This is a genomic window from Pseudomonas sp. LY-1 (assembly GCF_053502595.1).
In genome coordinates this window covers 3,819,561-3,841,300 of the sequence record NZ_CP094353.1, presented here as the reverse complement: position 1 = coordinate 3,841,300, position 21,740 = coordinate 3,819,561, and the positions used below count along the sequence as shown (strand labels likewise).

The following is a 21,740-nucleotide window of genomic DNA, read 5'->3' as shown; positions in this document are numbered from 1 at the left end:
TGTGTAGGTTGGCTTTTAGATTATTTGCACAAAGCCACGTTTTTTTAATTGACGCAGGTCAAATCGGTAAATAGCATACAGATACACATCTGTATGTTAAGAATAAGAACCGGAGGCCGACATGAGCGCAAATCCCAAGACTCTGCTTGCAGCAGGGCACCAGACTCACTACCACGAAGCCGGTCAGGGCGAGGCCTTGTTCCTGTTGCATGGTTCGGGCCCCGGTGTATCGGGCTGGGCCAACTGGGCCAATACCGTGCCGGTGTTCGCTGATCGCTGGCGCGTGGTCGTGCCGGACATCGCCGGCTTCGGCTTCACCGAGTTCAAGGACGACGCCAAGTACGACATCAAGCTGTGGGTCAACCATCTGCTCGGCATCATGGATGCCCTGGACATCGAAAAAGCCTCGTTCGTCGGCAATTCGTTTGGCGGCGCGCTGGCCATCGGCCTGGCGGTGTTCGCACCGGAGCGGGTCAACAAGCTGGTGTTGCTCGGCACCCCGGCCGGTGAGTTCGTGCAGACCCCAGGCCTGCGCGGCGCCTGGGAATACGAGCCATCGCTGGACAACATGCGCGAGCTGATGAAGCTGTTCCCCTATGACGTGTCGCTGATTACCGAGGCGATGGTGCAGGCACGTTACGAAGCCAGTGCGCGCCCTGGTGCCCAGCAGGCGCTACGCAAACTGATCCCGCAGCCGGCCGCCGACGGCCCGACCCTGGTCAAGGGCTTTCCTGCGGCCGCGTTGGCCAAGATCGTCGCGCCGACGCTGGTGGTACACGGCCGTGAAGACCGCGTGGTGCCGCCCGAGTGCGGGCTGCTGATCGCCAACAGCATTCCCGATGCCGACCTGCACCTGTTCGGGCGCTGCGGGCACTGGGTGCAGAGCGAGCAGCCGCGCCGCTTTGCCGCGCTGGTCCGCGATTTCCTCAGCGAGTAGGCCGGTATGAGCAGAAACGTTATGGAGCGTGCGCTCTGGCAGCTGTGCGTCGAGCGTGTCGCCAAAGAGCGCTTTCGGCAGGACGCGGTCGGGTTCCTCGGGCGTTTTGCCCTGGAGGAGGCCGAGGTCCGCATGATCGTCGAGTTCGATGTTGCCGGGCTGCAGGCGGCCGGGGTCAACCCGATGCTGACCATGGGCTTCTGGCAGGAGCTTGCCCCTGACCGCAACATGAGCCTCTACAAACAGCGCCTGGGCGCTACCGACGAACACAGCGCGGGATTTTCCGCCGCGCTCAAGGGGTGAACCGATGGGCAAGATAGTAGGCGGCTTCTGGATGCCGCATGACCCGGTAATGTTCGTGGCACCCGACGCGCCGCCGTTGGCGCAACGTGAGGCGGTATGGGCTGCATACGAAGCCTGCGCCGAACGCCTGGCGGCCTTGCAGCCGACCTCGGTGATCATCGTCGGTTGCGACCATTACATTCTGTTCGGCACCCATTGCCTGCCGCGCTATGTGATCGGCACCGGCGATGTGGATGGCCCCATCGATCGCCTGCCGGGCCTGGAACGTGGCGCGGTGCGCAACCATCAAGCGTTGGCCACGCACATTGTCGAGCACGGCGATGGGCAGGGCGTGGACTGGACCGTGGCGCGCAGTTTTACCGTAGACCATTCCTTTTCCATTCCGCACCAACTGGTGGTCAAGCCGGCCGAGGCCTTGCTCGGGCGTGAGTTGCCGAGCATCCCGGTGTACCTGGCGTGCGGCGTTGACCCGTACATCTCGCTCCAGCGGTCGGCCGACCTCGGCCGGCAGCTGCGCGCGGCCGTCGAAGCGTTCGATGCCGATGAGCGCGTGGTGATTATCGGCAGTGGCGGGATCAGTCACTGGGTCGGCACCGCCGAGATGGGCCGGGTGGCCGAAGACTTCGATCGCGAGATTCTCGCCCTCGGCGTCAATGGCGACCTGCAAGCGCTGTGCGCCTACAGCGACGAAGAGATCCTGCGTCGGGCCGGCAACGGCGCGATGGAAATCCGTAACTTCGCCTGCGCCCTGGCCGCCATCGAGCGCCCGCAGGGCGAAGTGATTGCCTATGAAGCCGTACCCGCCTGGGTCACCGGGCTGGGCTTTGTGCAACTGAGTGTGAGGGCCGAGCATGAGCCGTGTATTACTTTGCCAACGTGATGAGCTGGCGCCAGGGGAGCTGAAGAAGGTTGCCCACGGCGAGGGTGACGCCATCTGCGTCTACAACCTGGGGGGCACGTTCTACGCCACCACCGACATGTGTACCCACGCCACCGCTTCGCTGGCCGAGGGCGACCTGGAAGACGACCTGATTACCTGCCCGGTCCACTGGGGCCAGTTCCATGTGCCCAGCGGCAAGGCGGTGACGTTTCCCTGCGAGCGCCACTTGCGCACCTACAAGGTCATCGTCACCGACCGCGAGGTGTTCGCCGACATCGCCCTGGAGGCTGACGAGGCGCTGGCCGCCGCCAACAGCCCGGTGTGACCGGGCCGCTGTCCAACCGTATTCCTGTGAGTCTGAACCATGGATAACAACAAACACATACCGCTCAGAACCATTGAAAGCACGCCCGCCCTGGGCAACCTCGACCGTATCTGCGACATGGAGGAAGGGCGCCTGTCCGGCAAGGTCTTCTGGGACCCGGCGATCTACGAGCAGGAGCTGGAGAAAATCTTCGCGCGCTGCTGGCTGTTCGTCGCGCACGAGTCCCAGCTGCCCAAGTCCGGCGACTACCTGACCACCTCGATGGGTGAAGACGAAGTGCTGGTGGTGCGCCAGAAGGACGCCTCGATCAAGGTCTTCCTCAATGCCTGCCCGCACCGTGGCAACAAGGTGTGCTTTGCCGAGGCCGGCAACGCCCGCGGCTTTATCTGCAACTACCATGGCTGGTCGTTCGGTGCCGATGGCGGCCGGCTGATGGGCATGCACGAATCCAAATGCTACGAAGAAAGCCAGTTCGACAAGTCCAGGCACGGCCTGCGCGAGGCGCGTGTCGCCAGCTATAAAGGCCTGGTTTTCGCCACGTTTGCCAGCGATGCGCCGACCCTGGAGGAATACCTCGGGCCGATGACCTGGTACATGGACGTGATGCTCGACATGGATGAAGGCGGCAGCGAGTTTCTCGGTGGTTGCATCCGCTCCACCATTGAGTGCAACTGGAAGATCGCCGCCGAGAACTTCGTCGGTGACATCCTGCACGGCGGCTGGACCCACGATTCGGCGGCCAAGGCCATGCTCGGCGGGCCGGTGGCGAATGTCGGCGAGTTGCCCGAGTCGTACTCGGTGAACTGGAATGGCCACGGCTACGAGTTCGCCACCGACGTGGTCGGCAACGCCGCGACCCTGGGCGAGAAAGACATCAACAAATACCTGCACGTGCTGCGTCCCAAGGTGGCGGACCGCCTCGGCGAATTCCGCTCGCGGCTGATCGGGGCGATTTCCTCGTTCACCGTGTTCCCCAACTTTTCCTTTCTGCCGGGGCAAAACACCGTTCGCATCTGGCAGCCGCGCGGCCCGCACAAGATCGAGCTGTTCACCTGGGTGATCGTCAACAAAAACGCCCCGCAGGAGATCAAGGACAAATGGCGGCGCGGCGCGATGATGACGTTCTCGCCCACCGGGGTGTTCGAGATGGACGACGGCGAGAACTGGGAGTACTGCACCAAGAGCAGCCGTGGCGTGGTCACGCGTTATCAGGACCTGTACGTCGGCCTGGGCATGCACACCCGTCTCGAAAACAGCGAGTTGCCCGGCAATGTGTTCAAGGGCCAGCTCAACGAATGTAATGCGCGGGCGTTCTATCAGCGCTGGAAGGACCTGCTGCAGGCACCGACCTGGGCCGATGTTCCGGACCGCAACGGCACGCTGCGCTGAGGGGGCCAGATGACACACGAACAACAGGACAGCCTCGTTTCAGTCGAGGAAACCCGCCGCGTCGAACAGTTCTTGCTGCGCGAAGCGCGCCTGCTCGACGGCGAATGCTGGGACGCGTGGCTGCACGGTCTCAGCGAAGCCATCCACTACTGGATGCCGGGCATCGAGAACCGGCGCCGCGAGGACAAATCCGGGCCCTATCGCCTGGAACACATGGCCTTCTTCGATGACGGCATGCGCGAACTCAAGCGCCGCGTGGCACGCTTCAAGCAGCCGTCGGCCTGGGCCGAGAACCCGCCGACGCGCAACGTTCACCTGATCAGCAACATCGAAGTGTATGCCGGCCCGGCGCCGGGCGAATACCTGGCCTACTCGTGCTTTATCAACGTGCGCAGCCGCGGCCTGGACGAGCATCACCAGATCGCTGGCCGGCGCGAGGATGTACTGCGCCTGGAGGCCGACGGCCTCAAGTTGCTCAAGCGCAAGATCCTGATCCCTAACGCGATGTTGCTGTGCAAGAACATCAACACCTTCCTCTGAGGGCTGGCATATGGCTTGGTTAAAAGGGCAGGTGGCATTGGTCACCGGCGGTACCGGCGGGATTGGCAGCGCCATCGTCCGTCGTTACGTGGCCGAGGGCGCGCGCGTCGCGGTCATGGGCCGCGATGCGGCGCAACTGGCCGCGTTGGCTGACACGCTTGGCGACGCGGTCATCACGATTGAGGGGGATGTGTCGCGGTATCAGGACAATCAGCGTGCGGTGGCGGCGACCCTCGAGGCGTTTGGCAGGCTTGACACCTTCGTCGGCAACGCTGCCGTGTTCGATTATTTCACGCGCCTGGACCGTATTGCCCCGGAAGAGTTCGAGGGCGCCTTCCAGAAACTCTTCGCCACCAACGTGCAGGGTTATCTGCTGGGCGCGCAAGCCTCGATCGAGGCACTGCGCGAAACCCGGGGCAGCATGATCTTTACCCTCTCCAACAGTGCCTTTTATGCCGGCGGCGGTGGCATTCTCTACGTCACCGCCAAGCATGCGTTGGTGGGCATGATTCGCCAACTGGCTTACGAGCTGGCGCCGGACATCCGCGTCAACGGCGTGGCTCCGGGGGCGACCAACACGCCGATGAAAAGCCTGGAAGGCTTGAACAGCCGCAGTGTGCCGCTGAACCAGATCCCGGGCTTCGAAGCCGGTGCGGCGCAGGCGGTGCCGTTGCAACGGATTGCCGAGCCCGAAGACCACACCGGGCACTACGTGCTGTTGGCCTCGCGGGAAAATTCCGGCCTGACCACGGCGAACATCATCCACAGCGATGGCGGCTGGGAGATCCGCAGTGCCGGTGCAGCCAAGCCGCGCAAGGCCTGAGCCAGGCCGACGCCTTGATAACTAGAATAAGAGAGATGCGTGATGACAAGAACAAGCCTGAGTGCACCGCAACAGCAACTCCTGAACCTGTTTGCCGGGCTCAACCTCCCGGTCCTCGCGGCGCCGATGTTCCTGGTGTCGGGGCCGGGCCTGGTGGCCGCCTGCTGCCAGGCCGGCATCGTCGGCAGCCTTCCGGCGCCCAATGCGCGAACGGTCGAGCAATTGCAGGAATGGCTGGAGCAGATCAGCCGCGAGCGTGAGCTGGCGCAGCAACGCGGCGAGCAGTGGGCGCCATGGATGCTCAACATGATCGTACACAGCACCTACGACCGCTTCGACGCTGAGCTCGAGTTGGTGCGCCGTTATCAGCCGCCCATCGTGTCCACAGCCCTGGGTAGCCCCAAGCGCGTCCTTGAAACCGTACACGCTTATGGCGGCGTGGTGATCGCCGACGTGATCAGCCCGGCACTGGCGCGCAAGGCGGTGGCCGCTGGCGTCGATGGCCTGGTCCTGGTGTGCAACGGGGCGGGCGGGCATACCGGCAGCTACAACCCGTTCGCCTTCGTCGCCGAAGTGCGCCAGTTCTGGGACGGCCCTCTGGGCTTGGCCGGGGCGATTTCCAACGGCCGCGACATCCATGCGGCGCAGGTATTGGGCTGCGATTTCTCGCTGGTCGGAACCCGTCTGATTGCCGCCCATGAAAGCCTGGTGGAAGCCGCCTACCGCGACATGTTGGTGGCCTGCTCGCTGGATGACGTGACCACCACCAAGGCGGTCAGCGGCGTGCTTGCCAACTGGATGCGGCCGTCGCTGGAAAAGGCCGGTATCGACCCCAGCGCCGAAAACCGCGCCAGCATCGACTTTTCCGGTGACATCTCCACTGCCAACAAAGCCTGGAAACACGTGTGGTCGGCCGGCCAGGGCGTAGGCCAGATCACCGGCACCTACAGCGTGGCGCAACTGGTGGACGAGTTGCACCAGGGTTATCGCGAAAGCCGCGCACGTCAGTTGTGAGCCATCCAGAACCGTTCAGGAGCAACCCCATGCACCACGAAAACCTTCAGGCCGCCGCCGCTGCGCTGGCCCTGGCGCGGTCGAGCCGCAGCCCTTGCCCACGCATTTCCGAGCGTTTCGACATCCAGTCGTTGCACGACGCCTACGCCGTGCAAGAGATCAACACCCAGGCCGCCCTGGCTGCCGGTCGGCGCCTGAGCGGGCGCAAGATCGGCCTGACGTCCCTGGCGGTGCAGCAGCAGTTGGGCGTCGATCAGCCCGATTTCGGCATGCTGTTCGCCGACATGGAATACCGCGATGGCGAGACCATCGACAGCACCCGGCTGATCCAGCCCAAGGTCGAGGGCGAAATCGCCTTCGTCCTGGGGCGCGATCTCCCTCACCCCGATACGACCCTGGGCGAATTGCTGCGCGCTGTCGACCATGTGCTGCCGGCCCTGGAAATCGTCGACTCGGCGATCGAGGACTGGAAGATCACCCTGGTCGATACCGTGGCCGACAACGCCTCATCGGGCCTCTACGTGCTGGGCAAGACCCCTGTCAGCCTGCGTGGCCTGGACCTGGCGCTCGAAGGCATGCTGCTGGAGAAGAACGCGGCCCAGGCGGCCATCGGCGTGGGGGCCGCGTGCATGGGCAACCCACTCGACGCTGCGCTGTGGCTGGCGCGCACCATGGCCCTGACCGGGCGCCCGTTGCAGGCGGGCGACGTGCTGTTGTCGGGCGCGTTCGGGCCTATGGTGCCGGTGGTGGCGGGCGACAGCGTGCGCTTGCGCCTCACCCGCCTGGGTGAAGTGAGCTGTCGTTTCGGCTGAGGCCGGCAGGCAACAACCCTGCTACCGGGCTGACGACCCGGTGGCGATTACAACAATAAAACGAGTGAGCAGCGGGCTGATGGCCTGCCGTATTCACGAGGGCGTGCAATGTACGATTTTTTCAATGATCCGACCCAATTGGCCCCTGCCAAGGTGCTGTATGAGGCACGAGCCGACGGCAGCTTCGTGCTGAGTTCCCCCGAACCCCTGCAGCCCTATGCGCGCTGTATCGGGCAGTGGCTCGAACACTGGGCCGTGCAGACACCGCAGCGTGCCTACCTGGCCGAGCGGCGCGGCGCCGGCTGGTTCAGCCTGAACTATGCCCAGGTGCGCCAGCGCGTGGGGGCATTGGCCCAGGGCTTGCTCGAGCTGGACTTGCCGGCCGGGCGCCCGCTGCTGATGCTCTCGGAAAACGATCTGGACCAGGCGCTATTGACCTTGGCGGCGCTGCACGTGGGCATCCCGGTGTCGACGATTTCCGTGGCGTACTCGCGCAACACCGGCAGCGGGTGCAGCAAACTCAAGGCGATTGTCGAAGTGCTCAAGCCGGCGCTGATTTTCGTCAACGACGGCGATGCCTATTGCCGTGCCATCGAGTTGGTCAACCCGGATTGCCCGGTGGTGGCGGCGCGCAACGCCCAGGAAATTCGCGGGGCGCTGGCCTTGCCGCTGTTGTACAAGGCCGAAAGCCCAGCGGTGATGCAAGCGTTTGCACGGCTCGACGGCGACACCCCGGCGCGCTACCTGATGACCTCCGGTTCGACCGGTGCGCCCAAGGCGGTGGTCAATACCCACGGCATGCTCTGTGCCAACCAGCAGGCGATTGCCCAGTGCTGGCGCTTTCTTGAACACGAAGAACTGGTGGTGCTCGACTGGTTGCCCTGGAGCCATGTGTTCGGCGCCAACCACAACTTCAACCTGGTACTGCGCAACGGCGGCACCTTGTACATCGATGACGGTCTGCCGTTGCCGGGGCAAATCGACCGCACCGTGGAAAACCTCAAGTCGGTGCGACCCACCCTGTACTTCAACGTGCCGCGCGGCTACGAGGTCTTGCTGCCGTACCTCGAGCGCGACGAGGTACTGGCGCGCGCCTTGTTCGGGCGCCTGCGCATGCTGTTCTACGCCGCTGCCGCGCTGCCCCAGAGCAGTTGGGGGCGGCTGGCGGCGTGTGCCACCAAGGTCCGCGACACCCCGCTGTTCTTTGCCACCGAGTGGGGCTCGACCGAGACGTCGCCGGTGGTCACCAACGTGCATTTCGCCGCCGACAAGGCCGGCATCATCGGCCTGCCGGTACCGGGCACGCAGCTCAAGTTCGTGCCCTGCGGCGACAAGCTGGAGATGCGCGTGCGCGGGCCGTCGGTGTTCCCGCGCTACCTGAAGGACCCGGTCAGCAGCCTGGCGGCGTTCGATGAGGAGGGCTTCTACCGCATTGGCGACGCGGGGCGCTTGGTCGACCCGCAGCGGCCGGAGTTGGGGGTGCAGTTCGACGGTCGGGTGACTGAAGACTTCAAACTCAGCAGCGGCACCTGGGTGTCGGTGGGCACCCTGCGTCCACGCCTGGTCAGTGCCTTGGCGCCTTACGTCAGCGATTGCGTGATCTGTGGGCATGATCGCGACGTGATCGGTGCGCTGATCTACCCGAGCCCGGCCCTGCGCGATCTGCTCGGTGCCGCCGGACAACAGATGAGCGGCGCACAACTGGCGATGCAGTCCGAGGTGCGCCTGGCCTTGTGTTCGGGGCTGCTGGCGCTGGCCAAGGAATTCCCGGCGTCGTCCCAGCATGCCATGCGCCTGGTGATTCTCGATTCGCCGCCCAGCCTCAATGACGGCGAAATCACCGACAAAGGCTACATCAACCAGCGCATGGCGCTGAGCCTGCGCGCCGAGGCCGTGACACGGCTGTACGCCGACAGCCTCGAGCCCAGCGTCATCCTCCTCGCTGAAGTCTACGGAGAAGCCGTATGAACCCTGCAAAACTCAAAGTCGCCATCATCGGTTCCGGCAACATCGGCACCGACCTGATGATCAAGATCCTGCGCAACGCCAAACACCTGGAAATGGCGGTCATGGTCGGCATCGACCCGGCCTCCGACGGCCTCGCCCGCGCCCAGCGCATGGGCGTGGCCACCACCCACGAAGGCGTCGAAGGCCTGACCCGCATGGACGTGTTCCAGCACATCGATTTCGTCTTCGATGCCACCTCGGCCGGCGCGCATGTGCAGAACGATGCGTTCCTGCGCGCGATCAAGCCCGGCATCCGCCTGATCGACCTGACGCCAGCAGCCATCGGCCCGTACTGCGTGCCGGTGGTGAACCTGGAGCAGAACCTCGATCAGCTTAACGTCAACATGGTCACCTGCGGCGGCCAGGCGACTATCCCGATGGTCGCCGCGGTGTCGCGCGTGGCCAAGGTGCATTACGCCGAAATCGTCGCCTCGATCGCGAGTAAATCCGCCGGCCCCGGCACCCGCGCCAACATCGACGAATTCACCGAAACCACGTCCAAGGCCATCGAAGTCATCGGCGGCGCGGCCAAGGGCAAGGCGATCATCGTGATGAACCCGGCCGAGCCGCCGTTGATCATGCGCGACACGGTGTTCGTGCTGTCCGAAGCGGCGGATCAGGCGCTGGTCGAAGCCTCTATCGTCGAAATGGCGGCGGCCGTGCAGGCTTATGTGCCGGGCTATCGCCTCAAGCAAAACGTGCAGTTCGACGTGATTCCGGCAGACGCGCCGTTGAACATCCCTGGCCTGGGCAAATTCTCCGGCCTGAAAACCTCGGTGTTCCTCGAAGTCGAAGGCGCCGCCCATTACCTGCCAGCCTACGCTGGCAACCTCGACATCATGACCTCCGCAGCCTTGGCTACCGCCGAGCGCATGGCGCAGTCGATGCAACAGGCCTGAGGAGAGCGACATGAACGGTAAGAAAATCTACATCTCCGACGTGACCCTGCGCGACGGCAGCCACGCGGTGCGTCATCAGTATTCGTTGCAAAACGTGCAGGACATCGCCCGCGCCCTGGACAAGGCCAGGGTCGACTCGATCGAAGTCGCCCACGGCGACGGCCTGCAAGGTTCGAGCTTCAACTACGGCTTCGCCGCGCACACCGACCTGGAATGGATCGAAGCCGCCGCCGATGTGATCAGCCACGCCAAGATCACCACGCTGTTGCTGCCCGGCATCGGCACCGTGCATGACCTCAAGGCGGCGTACAGCGCCGGTGCCCGCGTGGTGCGGATCGCCACCCATTGCACCGAGGCCGACGTCTCCAGACAGCACATCGAATACGCCCGCGAACTGGGCATGGACACCGTCGGCTTCCTGATGATGAGCCACATGATCCCGGCCGAGCAGCTCGCCGCCCAGGCCAAGCTGATGGAAAGCTACGGCGCGACCTGCGTGTACATGGCCGACTCCGGCGGCGCGATGAACATGCAGGACATCCGTGATCGCTTCCGTGCGTTCAAGGCCGTGCTCAAGCCGGAAACCGAAACCGGCATGCACGCCCACCACAACCTCTCGCTCGGCGTGGCCAACTCGATCACCGCGGTCGAGGAAGGCTGCGACCGCATCGACGCCAGCCTCGCCGGCATGGGCGCCGGGGCCGGCAACGCGCCGCTGGAAGTGTTCATCGCCGCCGCCGAACGCCTGGGCTGGAACCACGGCACCGACCTCTACACCTTGATGGACGCAGCGGACGACATCGTGCGGCCGTTGCAGGATCGGCCGGTGCGGGTCGACCGCGAGTCCCTGGCGCTGGGGTATGCCGGGGTCTATTCGAGCTTCCTGCGCCATGCCGAAATCGCTGCGGCCAAGTACGGTTTGAAGACCGTGGACATCCTCGTCGAGCTGGGCAAACGCCGGATGGTCGGTGGCCAGGAAGACATGATCGTCGACGTCGCGCTGGACCTGTTGGCCGCTGGCAAGCACACACACTGAGGAGGCGCGCATGAGCTATCAACTGCAGATTCTTCCGGTCGGCCTGAGTTGTCCGCTACTGCCTGAACAAACCGTGCTGGACGCGGCGCTGGCCGACGGCCTGATGCTCAAGCACAGCTGCCGCACCGGCACGTGCGGCAGTTGCAAGGGCCAGGTGCTCAGCGGTGAAGTGGAGCACGGCGACAGCCCGCTGGAGGTACTTAGCGCGGCCGAGCGGGCGCGGGGGTTGGCGTTGTTTTGCTGCGCCACGGCGCGCTCTGACCTGGTGATCGAGGCGCCAGAAGTGACGGCGTTGCGCGGTATCGGCATCCAGCAGATGGGCGTGCGTGTGGCCAGCCTCGACAAGGTCAGCAGTGACGTTGCAGTGCTGCGGCTGACACTCGCCCCGGGCGCCGGGTTTACTTATTTCCCGGGCCAGTACGTGCAGGTGTTGCTCAAGGATGGCAGCCGGCGCAGCTATTCGATGGCGACCCACACCCCACGGGACAACCAGTTGGAGCTGCACATTCGACACATGCCCGGCGGGGTGTTCAGCGGGCATGTGTTCAACGCCTTGCAACCCAAGGCCATCCTGCGCATGGAAGGCCCGTTCGGCTCGTTCTACCTGCGCGACAGCGAGCGGCCGATGATCTTCCTGGCCAGCGGCACCGGTTTTGCGCCGATCCAGGCCTTGCTCGAACAGCTGCGCGAACAGGGGCACAACCGGCGTCCGGTTTACCTGTACTGGGGCGGCCGGCGCCGTGAGGATCTGTATCGGCATGAACAGTTGCTGGCCTGGGAGGCACAGTTGCCGTGGCTGCGCTACACCCCGGTGCTGTCCGATCCTACCGCGGCCTGTGATTGGCAGGGTGCGACCGGCTTCGTCCACCGCCAGGTGCTGAGCGACTTCCAGAGCCTCAAGGGGTTTGAAGTGTATGCCTGTGGCGCGCCGATCGTGGTTGATTCAGCGCGGCGCGACTACGTCGAGTTGCGGCAACTGGAGGCGGCCGACTTCTATGCCGACGCCTTCGTCTAGAGCCTGACCGTGCGCGTTTTTAGCGTGCGTGCCCCCAGGCCAGGTGAATCAGGCGGCTCCCCGAGGCCGCCGGTTTGCTTGCCTGCCCAACAACAATAATCCTGAGAGGCTTGCGTGCTGAATCTTAGAAAATGGCGCATCACGACGCGTATTGGCGCGTTGGTGGTTGGCCTGGGCGTGTTGATCATTTGTCTGGCCATCTGGCTGGGCCTGTTGCTGCAGCGCTCGTTGCTCGAAGAAAAAATGGCGGGCGTCGACACCGCGCTGAACACCGCCAATTCGATCCTTGCGTACTACGCCGGGCAAGTGGAAAACGGCCACATGAGCCTGGCGTTGGCCCAGCGCCAGGCCGCCGAGGTGGTCGGAACCCTGCGCTACCTGGGCGATAACTATTTGCTGATCCTCGACTTGGACTATCGGATGATCATGCACCCGACGGCGCCGGCGTTGGTGGGCAAGGCGCTGGGCGACTTCAAGGACCAGAACGGCAAGCCGTTTTCCCGCCAGTTCGTGGAAGGCGCGCGCGAGCAGGGGCGGGTGTTGGTGGATTACTACTTTCCCCGTGCCAATGGCGCGCCGGCCGAATACAAACTGTCTGAGGCGCGCCTGTTCAAGCCCTGGGGCTGGGTGGTGGCGAGCGGCATCTACCCCAGCGATGTACAACGGGTCGTCAACCGCGTGTTGGTGGCGCCGGCATGGATCAGCGCCGTGGTGCTGCTCGGGTTGATGCTGTTTGCCTGGATGATCATCCGCAGCATTACCCGGCCGCTGCGGGAGACGGTCGAGGTGCTGGGGGCAGCGGTCAGCGGGCAAACCGACCTGACGATACGGCTGCCCGCCGTTGGCAATGACGAACTCACGCAACTGTCACGCAGTGTCAACTGCTTGATCCACGCCGCCCACGAAGTCAGTCGAGGCACGGCAGTGGCCAGCGGGCAGGTGTTGCGCCTGAGTGACGACCTCGGCGAGGTCACAGCGGCTACCCAGACCAGCCTCGATCACCAACTGTTGGAAACCGACAGCCTGGTCACCGCCATGAATGAAATGGTCGCCACCGTGCAGGATGTCGCACGCAACGCCGCCGTGGCGGCAGATGCCACGCGGCTGGCCGAAGGGCAGGCCAGCGATGGGCAGCACATCGTTCAGTCGACCATCGACGCTATCCAGCAATTGGTCGAGGCGCTGTTCGGCACCCATGCACTGGTCAAGCAACTGGAGGCTGACTCCAGCCGAGTCGGCAGTGTGCTGGATGTGATCAGCGCGATTGCCGAGCAGACCAACCTGCTGGCGCTCAATGCGGCAATCGAAGCCGCGCGGGCGGGCGAGTATGGGCGGGGGTTTGCGGTGGTCGCCGATGAGGTGCGGACCTTGGCTCAGCGCACGCAGGCCTCCACGGTGGAGATCAAGCAGATCATCGAGCAGGTGCAGTCAGGTGCCCGTGGGGCGCTGGAGCGCATCGTCGCAAACGTCGAAACGGCACGTGTGCCGGTCGAGATCTCGGCGCGGGCGGGCGACGCCTTGAAGCGGATCACCCAGTCGGCCGCGACCGTCAGCGACATGACCTTGCAGATCGCCAGTGCGGCCGAGCAGCAGGCGGTGACGGCAGATGAAATCAGCCGCACCCTGGCGCGCATCCATACGCTGGTGACGGTCAGCGGCGCGTCCAGCGTCAGCACGCGTGATTCCAGCGACGCGTTGCGGCAGTTGGCACGGGTGCTGGAAGGGCAGGTCGAGCAGCTCAGGCTTTGAAGGCTCGCTGTTTGAACCTGTGAGGCGACATTGGTCGCGCTTCAACCGACTGGCTGTTCGGTGTTAGAGTCGCCGCCATGAAACTGACCCGCTCAGACCGCTCGCTCATTGCCTGGACGCTGTATTTCTGCGTCCTGTTCAATGTGTTCGCCTGCGGTTTGGCTCACGGACAGGTGACGGGCCTGACGCTCAATGGCGTCGGCGGGCAGTTCTGCTCCTCCCAGGGCAGTTCCGCGCCGACCTCGAAAACAGACCTCGCCGATCTGTCCGCCAGTGGCTGGGCCGGGAGTTTTGCTTGTCCGATCTGCTCGTCCGTGACCTTGAGCATCGCCTTGCTGTTCTGTCTGGGCTGGTTGCTGCGGATCGCGCAGGTACGCCGGCCTGACCGCGAACAGCGCTGCAAGGCGCCCCCACGTTATTCCTGGCCCTCGGCCAACCCCAGAGCTTCCCCCGCACTTTGCGCATGACCGCGTTTGTCTAAGCCCCCTTGTGCCTGTCGACCCAGGTTCGTCAGGCGTCGCGGGGGGCTCCACGGTTAAAGGTGACACGGGAAGGAGCACAAAATGGCTCATGTATTTGCACGCCTCCGTCGCCGGCTACTGTCAGGATTGGCGGCGACCGTTTACGCAAGAAAACACGCAAAATCCGCAACTGCGCCGATCAGCCGGAGGTCGCCATGCGCGCGCTAGCCGTTCCATCGGGGGCTTCGCGATTGGTCAGCAAAACCTCGCGTCTGCGTAATCAAGCGGACTTCCTGCTGCCGTTTCCGGATTACCCAGGTAATGCGCGCAGTTTCGTACACCTGGATGCCCGACTGCTGCCTTACTGGCACACCTTGTTCGATGTGTGCCCCGGCTTGCTCAAACTCGATCCGCCCGATGGCCTGAATATCTTTCGTGGCTTCATGACCTGGGCCTATCGCAATCATCCGCCGTTGAACTGGACCTATTACCTGAGCATATGCCGCTGGCTACTGGGCTCAAAGTATCAGGCGCGGATCAACGAAGAGCACATCGAGTCGTTTATGTGCGCTGCGGCGGCACGCTGGATCAATAGCGATGACAGCCAGGCTCGGGGGCTGGTGTTGGCCTGGCAGGGCGCGCCGCAAATGGTGTTCGATTGGAAGCAGGCACCCCGTCCGGTGCCCGGGCTTGAAGCTGATCTGGAGGAGTTTCCGCCCGTGCCCTGGGACTTTGCCTGGTGCCCGTTGACCGGCAAGGGCGGTGTGGGATTTCGCCGCTGGCTGCCGATTCCTTGACGCACTGTTGACCCAGGAGGGCGCCAGTGGGCTGCGACAAAACACCACGCCTGATCAGCATTGATCACTCGCGCCGCCAGCACCGCGGATCGTGCCGATCAGCGCACGAGGTGTGGCCGATTGTCGCAGTTGTTGCCCTGAGACTGTGCTCATAAAGTGTGCAGGCTTTGAGCGGAGGCAGACACTTCCACGGTAGCTCGAAGCGCGGCATTTGAACCCGTTCATGTGCCGGTTGCCAGGCCCTCTTCCCAGAGGGCTTTTTTTTGCCTGATGTCCCGGTCCTCACTCGCCCGCGTGCCGGTTTGGCGTTCATGAGCCAGGTTCATGGGGCTCGGCACTGCGGTTGTTGGCGTTGAGCGAGGAGGCCGGTGCGACAGCCCGCCACAGTCAGGAGGGCAGAGCGCCAAGGCGTGGTTCTTGATTGTGCAATGAGGCGCTGTCTGTGGTGGTTTGTCGCAGGTCAGGTGGCGCGCACGGGCATGCTAGATTCTGCGTCGACACGACATTTTCCCTTGGCAGGGTTTGGGTCGCGTTACTGAGCGCCGGGAATCGCAAGGTTCCTGGCGCTCCTTCAATGTGCGTTCGAGCCTCAACCAACGGTTGCGGGCTCTGCAGATTAACGGTTGAAGCACGGAATATGTCCTGTCCACGGGCATTGCTGACGACATAACAATTGCAGGGATTCTTGCATGCTTTCCAACAGGCACCCACCGCACGCTCGGCCCACCCTCGGCCTTCTGGTCTGCCTGTTCGCGTGCCTGTTTCAAGCCCTGGCCTGGGCCAGCATGCCCGTGCCAATCGCCGTTTCAACGGGCGAGCGGGTAGTCTTTTGCACTGCCAACGATTGGCGCCTTAACACTACCGGTTTCACCGGCAGCAACCCTCAAGTGTCCGCAAGCGTGGTCATTAATTCATGCCCAGCCAGTTGGGCAGGGCCAGGGATATCCAAGGTACATAGGTAATCAGTATCAGGAACAGCAGCAAGAGCATCAGCCAGGGCATGGCCGCCTTTATGGTGGCCGGCACCGACATCCCCGTCACGGCGGACGTCACGAACAAGTTCAGGCCGACCGGCGGCGTGATCAAGCCGATCTCCAGATTGACCACCATGATGATGCCAAGGTGAATCGGGTCGATACCCAGTTTCATGGCAATCGGAAAAAGGATCGGCGCCAGGATCAGGATAATGGCCGAGGGCTCCATAAAGGCGCCGGCCACCAACAAGACGATGTTCACTACCAGCAGGAAGGTCACTGGTGTCAGTCCTGCCTCGATCACCCAGGCTGTGATCTGCTGGGGTAATTGCTCGGTGGTCAATACGTGAGCAAAGAGCATGGCGTTGGCAATGATGAACATCAGCATGATGCTCAACTTGGCAGAGTCCAGCAGCACTTTGGGTGTCTCGCGAAACGTCAGATCCTTGTAGACGAACAAGGCGATGAACGCCGAATACACGGCGGCAACGGCAGCGGCTTCTGTCGGTGTGAACATCCCGCTGTAAATGCCACCCAGGATGATCAACATCAGCAGCAAGCCCCAGATGGCTTTGCGCGCGGCGCTCAGAAACTCACGCAGGGTTGCGCGCGGCATGGCCGGTAAGTTTTTCTTAACCGCGACGATGTAGATCGCCACCATCAGCGCTATACCCAGCAACAGGCCAGGTATGACGCCGGCCATGAACAGCTTGCCGACGGACGTCTCGGTGGCGGCGGCATAGACCACCATCACGATCGAGGGCGGTATCAGGATGCCCAGAGTGCCCGCGTTACAGACGATTCCCGCGCCGAATGCCTGCGGATACCCGGAGCGCACCATGCCGGCAATGGCGATCGAGCCTACTGCTGCAACCGTTGCAGGGCTGGAGCCGGACAGGGCTGCAAACAGCATGCAGGCCAATACGGCGGCGATGGCAAGCCCCCCACGAATATGGCCGACGCAGGCGTTGGCAAAATCGATCAGCCGGCGTGCGACGCCGCCGGTGGTCATGAAGGCGCCTGCAAGCAAGAAAAACGGAATCGCTAGCAGGGTGTAGTGCTCTGACGTTTCAAACAGCTTTATCGCCAGGGAACGTACCGAGTCGGGGCTGAAAAATACAATGGTCAGCGAACCCGCCAGGCCCAAGGAAATGGCGATGGGCACGCCAATGAACATCAAGGCGAACAGTGTCGCGAACAGGAAGGCAATGGTCATGACTTGTCGTCCTCGTGTTCGGTCAGTTTCATCACGTCCGCAGCCTCATCGGCCAGGCCAAGGCCGGTTTGGCGGTGCAGCAGGATACGCACGAAAATTTCAGCGAAACGGATGAACACCAATGCAAAACCCACAGGGACAATCAGCCCTATGTGCCACTGCATGATCCCGTAGTGCCCCAGATCCTCGGCGCCTATTCCTGCTGACATCAGGGTATGAATCCACTCGAAGCTGGCCACACTGAATAGCCCGGCATAGAGCAGGCAGCAGAGACAGGCCAACATCCCAATGAGCCGCTGGACGGGTTTACTGACCAGCTTCACCAGCGCATCAACGCCGATATGCCCGGCCGTGCGCACGCCGTAGGACAGGCCGAAGAAGATCAGCCAGCCAAACAGCGCCTTGGTCAGTGAGGTGCTCCAGGTCATGGCTTGAGCCATGCTCATGACGCGATCGCCGAGGGCGAACAATAAGTCGCTGGCGCCTTCCCAGTTGTCGGCAAGTTTGTAGAACAGCGTATAGAGGTTGTTGAGAATGACGTAGACGAACGTTACCAATGTCATGGCGGCCAAAAGGAAGACAATGAAGCCTTCCTCGAAGTGTTCCCAGATGCGCCGAAAGGCCTGCATGAATGGCATCTCCCGTATGGTAATGACTGGCAGGTGCTACCACGTCGGCAACACCTGCCTCCCGGTCATTGAGCCTTGTTGGCGGCTTCGGCTGCGGTGATCAGCTCAGGGCCGATATCTGCTTCGAATTTTTTCCAGACGGGTTTCATCGCGACGCGCCATTGTTCGCGCTGTTCAGGTGTCAGGGTGATGATTTCGGTGGTTTTGGCGGCGATGATGCTTTGCTTGGCGTCCTGATTGAGCTGCTCGGCATCTTTGTTAACCTGCGCGGTCACCTGCACAATAATCTTGTCCAGTTCACTGCGAATGTCTGGCGGCAGGCCATTCCAGAACTTGGTGTTGGTGATCAGCATGTAATCGAGCACACCATGATTGGATTCGGTGATGTATTTCTGCACCTCATGCATTTTCTGGCTGTAGATGTTCGAGTAAGGGTTTTCTGCACCGTTGACCACACCGGTTTGCAAGCCCTGATACACCTCGGCAAAGCTCATCTTGCGCGGGTTGGCCCGCAAGGCCTTGAACTGCTCCTCAAGCACGGCAGAGGCTTGCACCCGAAATTTCAGGCCCCGGGCGTCACCAGGAACACGCAGCGGTTTGTTGGCAGACAACTGCTTCATCCCATTGTGCCAATAGGCCAGGCCGGTGATGTTTTTACTCTCCATGGACTTGAGCAGCCCTTGGCCCTGTGGGCTCATCTGGAAGCGGTCAACCGCAGCAATGTCATCAAACAGAAAGGGCAGGTCGTACAGCTGGACGGTCTTTGTGTACTGTTCGAACTTGGCCAGTGACGGCGCAATTAACTGCACATCCCCCAGCAAAAGGGCTTCCATCTCTTTGCCATCACCAAACAACGATGAGTTGGAATAGACCTCGACCTTGACCTTGCCGGGCAGGCGTTCCTCTACCAGTTTCTTGAACAGCAGTGCGCCTTGCCCCTTTGGCGTGTGGTCGGCGACGACGTGTGAGAACTTGATGATGATTGGATCAGCTGCCATGACTGCACTCATGCTCCCTAGAGCAAACGTGCAGGCAAGTGCCTTGCAGAAGGATTTGAACATTTCGGGGAATTCCTTTTGTTTTTTTAGTTTTGTACAGTCGATGTTCTGACGTGTATTCGTTATGCGGTCAAGCAGTCAGTCTAGGCAAAAATTTACAACTAGATGTTCGGGCATCACTGCAAAGATCCACTAATAAGTAGTTTCCGAACCTTCTGCTCCTGCACGACACCTACGGAGCTCGATCGGGAGCCTTTCCCACCAGCTCCCGGTATGCAATGGCCCCCTGACAACGGCGCTGTAGTACTACTCAAGGGGCTACTCTATAGCCTGTCAGGCCGCTAACTCGGGGCTGTGCAATTGTGGAGCAGAGCAGACGTTTAGGCGCTGCGCGGCCATTGAATTCACGGGCCTCACACCGTGTTCAGATCGCGCCGAAAAAGAAGGTTACTGAATATGTCGGAGCTACCAGGGCCTCAACAAAATCATGTACTCGCCGAGCTCCCGGGCGAAGTTCGGCATCGTCTGCGCCCCCAACTCGGGGGGGCATCTCCAGACTCAATCAGCCGGCAGCTGTGCCATTGGTTGTTGCTGTCGCTCGCCCGACGGCCCTGAACAGGCCTGGTTACCACGCTGCTCCGGCACACGCTCATTACCATTTTTAATCAGCGCGACAAGAACGTGTTGTGTGTGTATTGCGCCATTGGCCAGCGAGCGTCGGCAGTGGCCAAGGCGGTGGCCAACCTGCGTGAGAGAGGGACGCCGGCCGTCTTGCCGCGATGCAGCGCGCAGACCGCAACATCGGTGAACTGTTGCAAGACCTTGACGCCACCTATCACTGTTTGCGCCAAGCCGACATCGACGAGGAACTCTTTGACGTGATTTCAGGTTTTGACGCCCTGTCGCCGAACGCCGATGCCGGTCCCCAAGGCTGAGCAGGGCACCACGCTTGAAGAAGCGCAGGCCATCGCAAAAAAACTGTAAACCAAGGTCAAGGGGCTGTTCCACCTGAAGGCCTCGGAAGAGGATGTGATTTAAGAAAGGTACCGCCGCTTTCCATGGATCTGAACAACCTATGAAAGCGCCCCCCGCGTCAATGTGGACGCAATGTCTGCAGGTTTGAAAAAAAGTGCTGGGGCAACCCTCCTTAACCGCGCAGTCTTTGGAATAGGCTAAGGTTGGCGAAACGACTGATCGTCCATAGAAAATTTACGCAAAATTTACGGGCTCAAAAATGTTAGCAGTCCGATACTGCGCGGCGCTAATTTGGCAGGTTTTTTCTTATGTCCCTCGCGGCAATACGGCTCATCGGCTTTGTCTTAGGTCTTTTTCTTATTACGCTGGCTATAAGCATGGCCATCCCCATGATCACGCTGGTGGTCTATGAGCGCAGCGACGACCTGTCCGCCTTTCTTTGGTCCAGTTTGATTACGTTCATCTGCGGTCTGTTGCTGATCATGCGAGGGCGCCCAGAGACGGCTCAACTTCGTCCAAGGGATATGTACCTGCTGACCACCGGCAGTTGGGTGGTGGTGTGTACCTTCGCAGCGTTGCCAATGGTGTTTATCCATCACATCAGTTACACCGATGCTTTTTTTGAAACGATGTCTGGCATCACAACCACGGGCTCAACGGTGTTGAGTGGTTTGGACACCGCCTCTCCTGGGCTGTTGATCTGGCGATCAATGCTTCACTGGCTGGGAGGGATCGGCTTTATCGGCATGGCCGTGGCGATTCTTCCGCTACTGCGAGTAGGGGGCATGCGTCTTTTCCAGACTGAGTCTTCAGACTGGTCGGAAAAAGTGACGCCGCGCTCCCATGTAGCAGCCAAATACATCCTTTTTCTTTATCTGGGACTCACTGGCGCCGGAACGCTCGCGCTCTGGATTGCCGGGATGACGCCGTTTGAAGCCGTCAACCACGCCATGTCGTTGATCTCTACCGGCGGCTTCTCGACGTCGGACGCTTCTCTAGGGCATTGGACACAGCCTGCCATTCACTGGGTTGCAGTCGTCATCATGATTCTGGGTAGCCTGCCTTTTACGTTGTATGTCGCGACATTGCGCGGCCATCGGCGTGCGCTGCTGAAGGATCACCAGGTTCGCGGATTTATTGGGTTCTTGGTCTTCACGTGGCTGGTGGTAGGTACTTGGCTGTGTTTTCACAGCGATTACGGATGGTGGGAAGCATTTCGTATCGTGGCAATAAATGTGACTTCGGTTGTCACCACCACTGGCGTCGCCGTGGGCGATTACACCTTGTGGGGCAGTTTCGCCGTTTTGCTCTTTTTCTATTTGACCTTCGTCGGTGGGTGTTCAGGTTCCACGGCGGGTGGTCTTAAAATCTTCCGTTTTCAAGTGGCGGCCGCGCTATTGGTGAGCAGTTTGAAGCAACTGATCCATCCTCGCGCCGTGATTCAGAAAAAGTACAACGGCCACCCTATTGACGAAGAGATCTTGCGTTCGCTTTTGACTTTCTCATTTTTCTTCTCCATCACGATTGCCGCGATTGCCTTGGGCCTGAGTCTCATTGGGCTGGATTGGACAACTGCGTTGAGCGGTGCGGCTACGGCAGTGTGTAACGTCGGGCCTGGGCTTGGCACGATCATTGGGCCGGCCGGTAACTTCTCATCATTACCGGATGCCGCAAAATGGCTCTTGACCGTAGGAATGCTGCTTGGAAGGCTGGAAATCCTGACGGTGTTAGTGCTCGTCACGCCGGTATTTTGGAGATATTGATTATTCACTGTTCACAGGGCTCGAGCCGAGGTAGACGGTCAATACCCAGGGCCGTCGCGACGTGAAGCACCCATTGCGTCTCCCGCCTGGCCCTTGCCGTTAATCAGCATTTGCTGTGCGGTATCGACAAGTGCCCGCGCGCCTGTACAGGCGGCCCAAGTGCTATTCGATGATTTCATTGAGCGTGCAGTACCAGCG

The 21,740-nt window shown here is 61.7% G+C and carries 21 protein-coding genes; 18 read left to right on the top strand and 3 right to left on the bottom strand.

What is annotated here, in order from left to right; all coding sequences use genetic code 11:
• The first annotated feature begins 121 nt into the window (after nt 1-121).
• From MOQ67_RS17475 to MOQ67_RS17400, 16 genes are all read left to right on the top strand, one after another.
• Nucleotides 122-937 carry an alpha/beta fold hydrolase gene (locus MOQ67_RS17475; protein ID WP_017847304.1) on the top strand — a complete coding sequence of 272 codons (816 nt, stop codon included), beginning with the start codon at nt 122-124 and terminating at the stop codon, nt 935-937.
• 6 nt (nt 938-943) lie between these two features.
• Nucleotides 944-1,240, top strand: coding sequence for an extradiol ring-cleavage dioxygenase (locus MOQ67_RS17470; protein ID WP_032804499.1), 297 nt, complete (start codon nt 944-946; stop codon nt 1,238-1,240).
• A gap of 4 nt (nt 1,241-1,244) precedes the next feature.
• Complete coding sequence (locus tag MOQ67_RS17465; protein WP_017847306.1) at nt 1,245-2,120, top strand: DODA-type extradiol aromatic ring-opening family dioxygenase; 876 nt, start codon at nt 1,245-1,247, stop codon at nt 2,118-2,120.
• The gene (locus MOQ67_RS17460; protein ID WP_046383255.1) at nt 2,092-2,445 is read left to right on the top strand and encodes a non-heme iron oxygenase ferredoxin subunit; all 354 of its coding nucleotides are present in this window, start codon (nt 2,092-2,094) and stop codon (nt 2,443-2,445) included. The genes MOQ67_RS17465 and MOQ67_RS17460 overlap by 29 nt, the downstream gene beginning before the upstream one ends.
• 39 nt (nt 2,446-2,484) lie before the next feature.
• Nucleotides 2,485-3,834, top strand: coding sequence for an SRPBCC family protein (locus tag MOQ67_RS17455; RefSeq protein ID WP_057005521.1), 1,350 nt, complete (start codon nt 2,485-2,487; stop codon nt 3,832-3,834).
• A 9-nt stretch (nt 3,835-3,843) separates the two neighbouring features.
• Nucleotides 3,844-4,374, top strand: a complete 531-nt coding sequence (locus MOQ67_RS17450) for a 3-phenylpropionate/cinnamic acid dioxygenase subunit beta (RefSeq protein WP_017847309.1) — start codon at nt 3,844-3,846, stop codon at nt 4,372-4,374.
• Nucleotides 4,375-4,384: 10 nt separating this feature from the next.
• Nucleotides 4,385-5,197, top strand: a complete 813-nt coding sequence (hcaB, locus tag MOQ67_RS17445) for a 3-(cis-5,6-dihydroxycyclohexa-1,3-dien-1-yl)propanoate dehydrogenase (protein WP_017847310.1) — start codon at nt 4,385-4,387, stop codon at nt 5,195-5,197.
• A 42-nt stretch (nt 5,198-5,239) separates the two neighbouring features.
• Nucleotides 5,240-6,211 (top strand): NAD(P)H-dependent flavin oxidoreductase, encoded by a 972-nt coding sequence (locus MOQ67_RS17440; protein WP_126589493.1) that lies wholly within the window; start codon nt 5,240-5,242, stop codon nt 6,209-6,211.
• Between the two features lie 29 nt (nt 6,212-6,240).
• Nucleotides 6,241-7,023, top strand: a complete 783-nt coding sequence (locus MOQ67_RS17435) for a 2-keto-4-pentenoate hydratase (RefSeq protein ID WP_198718395.1) — start codon at nt 6,241-6,243, stop codon at nt 7,021-7,023.
• A gap of 108 nt (nt 7,024-7,131) precedes the next feature.
• On the top strand, nt 7,132-8,991 hold the full coding sequence (locus MOQ67_RS17430; protein WP_193040699.1) for a feruloyl-CoA synthase: 1,860 nt from the start codon (nt 7,132-7,134) through the stop codon (nt 8,989-8,991).
• Nucleotides 8,988-9,929 carry an acetaldehyde dehydrogenase (acetylating) gene (locus MOQ67_RS17425; protein WP_079443695.1) on the top strand — a complete coding sequence of 314 codons (942 nt, stop codon included), beginning with the start codon at nt 8,988-8,990 and terminating at the stop codon, nt 9,927-9,929. Before MOQ67_RS17430 ends, MOQ67_RS17425 begins: the two co-directional genes overlap by 4 nt.
• A gap of 10 nt (nt 9,930-9,939) precedes the next feature.
• Nucleotides 9,940-10,965: a 4-hydroxy-2-oxovalerate aldolase gene (gene dmpG, locus MOQ67_RS17420; protein ID WP_448675532.1), complete on the top strand. Its 1,026-nt coding sequence runs from the start codon at nt 9,940-9,942 to the stop codon at nt 10,963-10,965.
• A gap of 10 nt (nt 10,966-10,975) precedes the next feature.
• Nucleotides 10,976-11,980, top strand: a complete 1,005-nt coding sequence (locus MOQ67_RS17415; RefSeq protein WP_104903113.1) for a CDP-6-deoxy-delta-3,4-glucoseen reductase — start codon at nt 10,976-10,978, stop codon at nt 11,978-11,980.
• Nucleotides 11,981-12,094: 114 nt separating this feature from the next.
• Nucleotides 12,095-13,729 carry a methyl-accepting chemotaxis protein gene (locus MOQ67_RS17410; protein ID WP_046486945.1) on the top strand — a complete coding sequence of 545 codons (1,635 nt, stop codon included), beginning with the start codon at nt 12,095-12,097 and terminating at the stop codon, nt 13,727-13,729.
• A 77-nt stretch (nt 13,730-13,806) separates the two neighbouring features.
• Nucleotides 13,807-14,196 (top strand): DUF2946 domain-containing protein, encoded by a 390-nt coding sequence (locus tag MOQ67_RS17405; RefSeq protein ID WP_017845565.1) that lies wholly within the window; start codon nt 13,807-13,809, stop codon nt 14,194-14,196.
• Nucleotides 14,197-14,405: 209 nt separating this feature from the next.
• Entirely contained in the window at nt 14,406-14,987 is a 582-nt protein-coding gene (locus MOQ67_RS17400; protein ID WP_026139850.1) for a putative natural product biosynthesis protein, read from the top strand.
• 906 nt (nt 14,988-15,893) lie between these two features.
• Here the strand turns inward: MOQ67_RS17400 and dctM are convergent.
• The 3 genes from dctM to MOQ67_RS17385 form a co-directional block, all read right to left on the bottom strand.
• Nucleotides 15,894-17,177, bottom strand: a complete 1,284-nt coding sequence (gene dctM, locus MOQ67_RS17395) for a C4-dicarboxylate TRAP transporter large permease protein DctM (protein ID WP_017845567.1) — start codon at nt 17,175-17,177, stop codon at nt 15,894-15,896.
• Entirely contained in the window at nt 17,174-17,806 is a 633-nt protein-coding gene (locus tag MOQ67_RS17390; protein WP_046486948.1) for a TRAP transporter small permease, read from the bottom strand. Before MOQ67_RS17390 ends, dctM begins: the two co-directional genes overlap by 4 nt.
• Nucleotides 17,807-17,871: 65 nt before the next feature.
• Nucleotides 17,872-18,867: a TRAP transporter substrate-binding protein gene (locus MOQ67_RS17385; RefSeq protein WP_026139851.1), complete on the bottom strand. Its 996-nt coding sequence runs from the start codon at nt 18,865-18,867 to the stop codon at nt 17,872-17,874.
• A gap of 716 nt (nt 18,868-19,583) precedes the next feature.
• Here MOQ67_RS17385 and MOQ67_RS17380 point away from each other — a divergent pair.
• Nucleotides 19,584-19,739, top strand: a complete 156-nt coding sequence (locus MOQ67_RS17380; RefSeq protein WP_017845570.1) for a F0F1 ATP synthase subunit gamma — start codon at nt 19,584-19,586, stop codon at nt 19,737-19,739.
• 348 nt (nt 19,740-20,087) lie between these two features.
• The gene (locus MOQ67_RS17375) at nt 20,088-21,542 is read left to right on the top strand and encodes a TrkH family potassium uptake protein (protein WP_017845571.1); all 1,455 of its coding nucleotides are present in this window, start codon (nt 20,088-20,090) and stop codon (nt 21,540-21,542) included.
• Nucleotides 21,543-21,740 lie beyond the last annotated feature (198 nt).

Bases quoted from the DNA above. Each gene is read 5' to 3' on its own strand.
- MOQ67_RS17415 (WP_104903113.1), top strand. From the start codon at position 10,976: ATGAGCTATCAACTGCAGATTCTTCCGGTCGGCCTGAGTTGTCCGCTA.
- dmpG (WP_448675532.1), top strand. From the start codon at position 9,940: ATGAACGGTAAGAAAATCTACATCTCCGACGTGACCCTGCGCGACGGC.
- MOQ67_RS17430 (WP_193040699.1), top strand. From the start codon at position 7,132: ATGTACGATTTTTTCAATGATCCGACCCAATTGGCCCCTGCCAAGGTG.
- MOQ67_RS17380 (WP_017845570.1), top strand. From the start codon at position 19,584: ATGCAGCGCGCAGACCGCAACATCGGTGAACTGTTGCAAGACCTTGAC.
- MOQ67_RS17435 (WP_198718395.1), top strand. From the start codon at position 6,241: ATGCACCACGAAAACCTTCAGGCCGCCGCCGCTGCGCTGGCCCTGGCG.
- dctM (WP_017845567.1), bottom strand. From the start codon at position 17,177: ATGACCATTGCCTTCCTGTTCGCGACACTGTTCGCCTTGATGTTCATT.
- MOQ67_RS17400 (WP_026139850.1), top strand. From the start codon at position 14,406: ATGCGCGCGCTAGCCGTTCCATCGGGGGCTTCGCGATTGGTCAGCAAA.
- MOQ67_RS17475 (WP_017847304.1), top strand. From the start codon at position 122: ATGAGCGCAAATCCCAAGACTCTGCTTGCAGCAGGGCACCAGACTCAC.
- MOQ67_RS17465 (WP_017847306.1), top strand. From the start codon at position 1,245: ATGGGCAAGATAGTAGGCGGCTTCTGGATGCCGCATGACCCGGTAATG.
- MOQ67_RS17375 (WP_017845571.1), top strand. From the start codon at position 20,088: ATGTCCCTCGCGGCAATACGGCTCATCGGCTTTGTCTTAGGTCTTTTT.
- hcaB (WP_017847310.1), top strand. From the start codon at position 4,385: ATGGCTTGGTTAAAAGGGCAGGTGGCATTGGTCACCGGCGGTACCGGC.
- MOQ67_RS17390 (WP_046486948.1), bottom strand. From the start codon at position 17,806: ATGCAGGCCTTTCGGCGCATCTGGGAACACTTCGAGGAAGGCTTCATT.
- MOQ67_RS17385 (WP_026139851.1), bottom strand. From the start codon at position 18,867: ATGTTCAAATCCTTCTGCAAGGCACTTGCCTGCACGTTTGCTCTAGGG.
- MOQ67_RS17470 (WP_032804499.1), top strand. From the start codon at position 944: ATGAGCAGAAACGTTATGGAGCGTGCGCTCTGGCAGCTGTGCGTCGAG.
- MOQ67_RS17440 (WP_126589493.1), top strand. From the start codon at position 5,240: ATGACAAGAACAAGCCTGAGTGCACCGCAACAGCAACTCCTGAACCTG.
- MOQ67_RS17450 (WP_017847309.1), top strand. From the start codon at position 3,844: ATGACACACGAACAACAGGACAGCCTCGTTTCAGTCGAGGAAACCCGC.
- MOQ67_RS17460 (WP_046383255.1), top strand. From the start codon at position 2,092: ATGAGCCGTGTATTACTTTGCCAACGTGATGAGCTGGCGCCAGGGGAG.
- MOQ67_RS17455 (WP_057005521.1), top strand. From the start codon at position 2,485: ATGGATAACAACAAACACATACCGCTCAGAACCATTGAAAGCACGCCC.
- MOQ67_RS17425 (WP_079443695.1), top strand. From the start codon at position 8,988: ATGAACCCTGCAAAACTCAAAGTCGCCATCATCGGTTCCGGCAACATC.
- MOQ67_RS17405 (WP_017845565.1), top strand. From the start codon at position 13,807: ATGAAACTGACCCGCTCAGACCGCTCGCTCATTGCCTGGACGCTGTAT.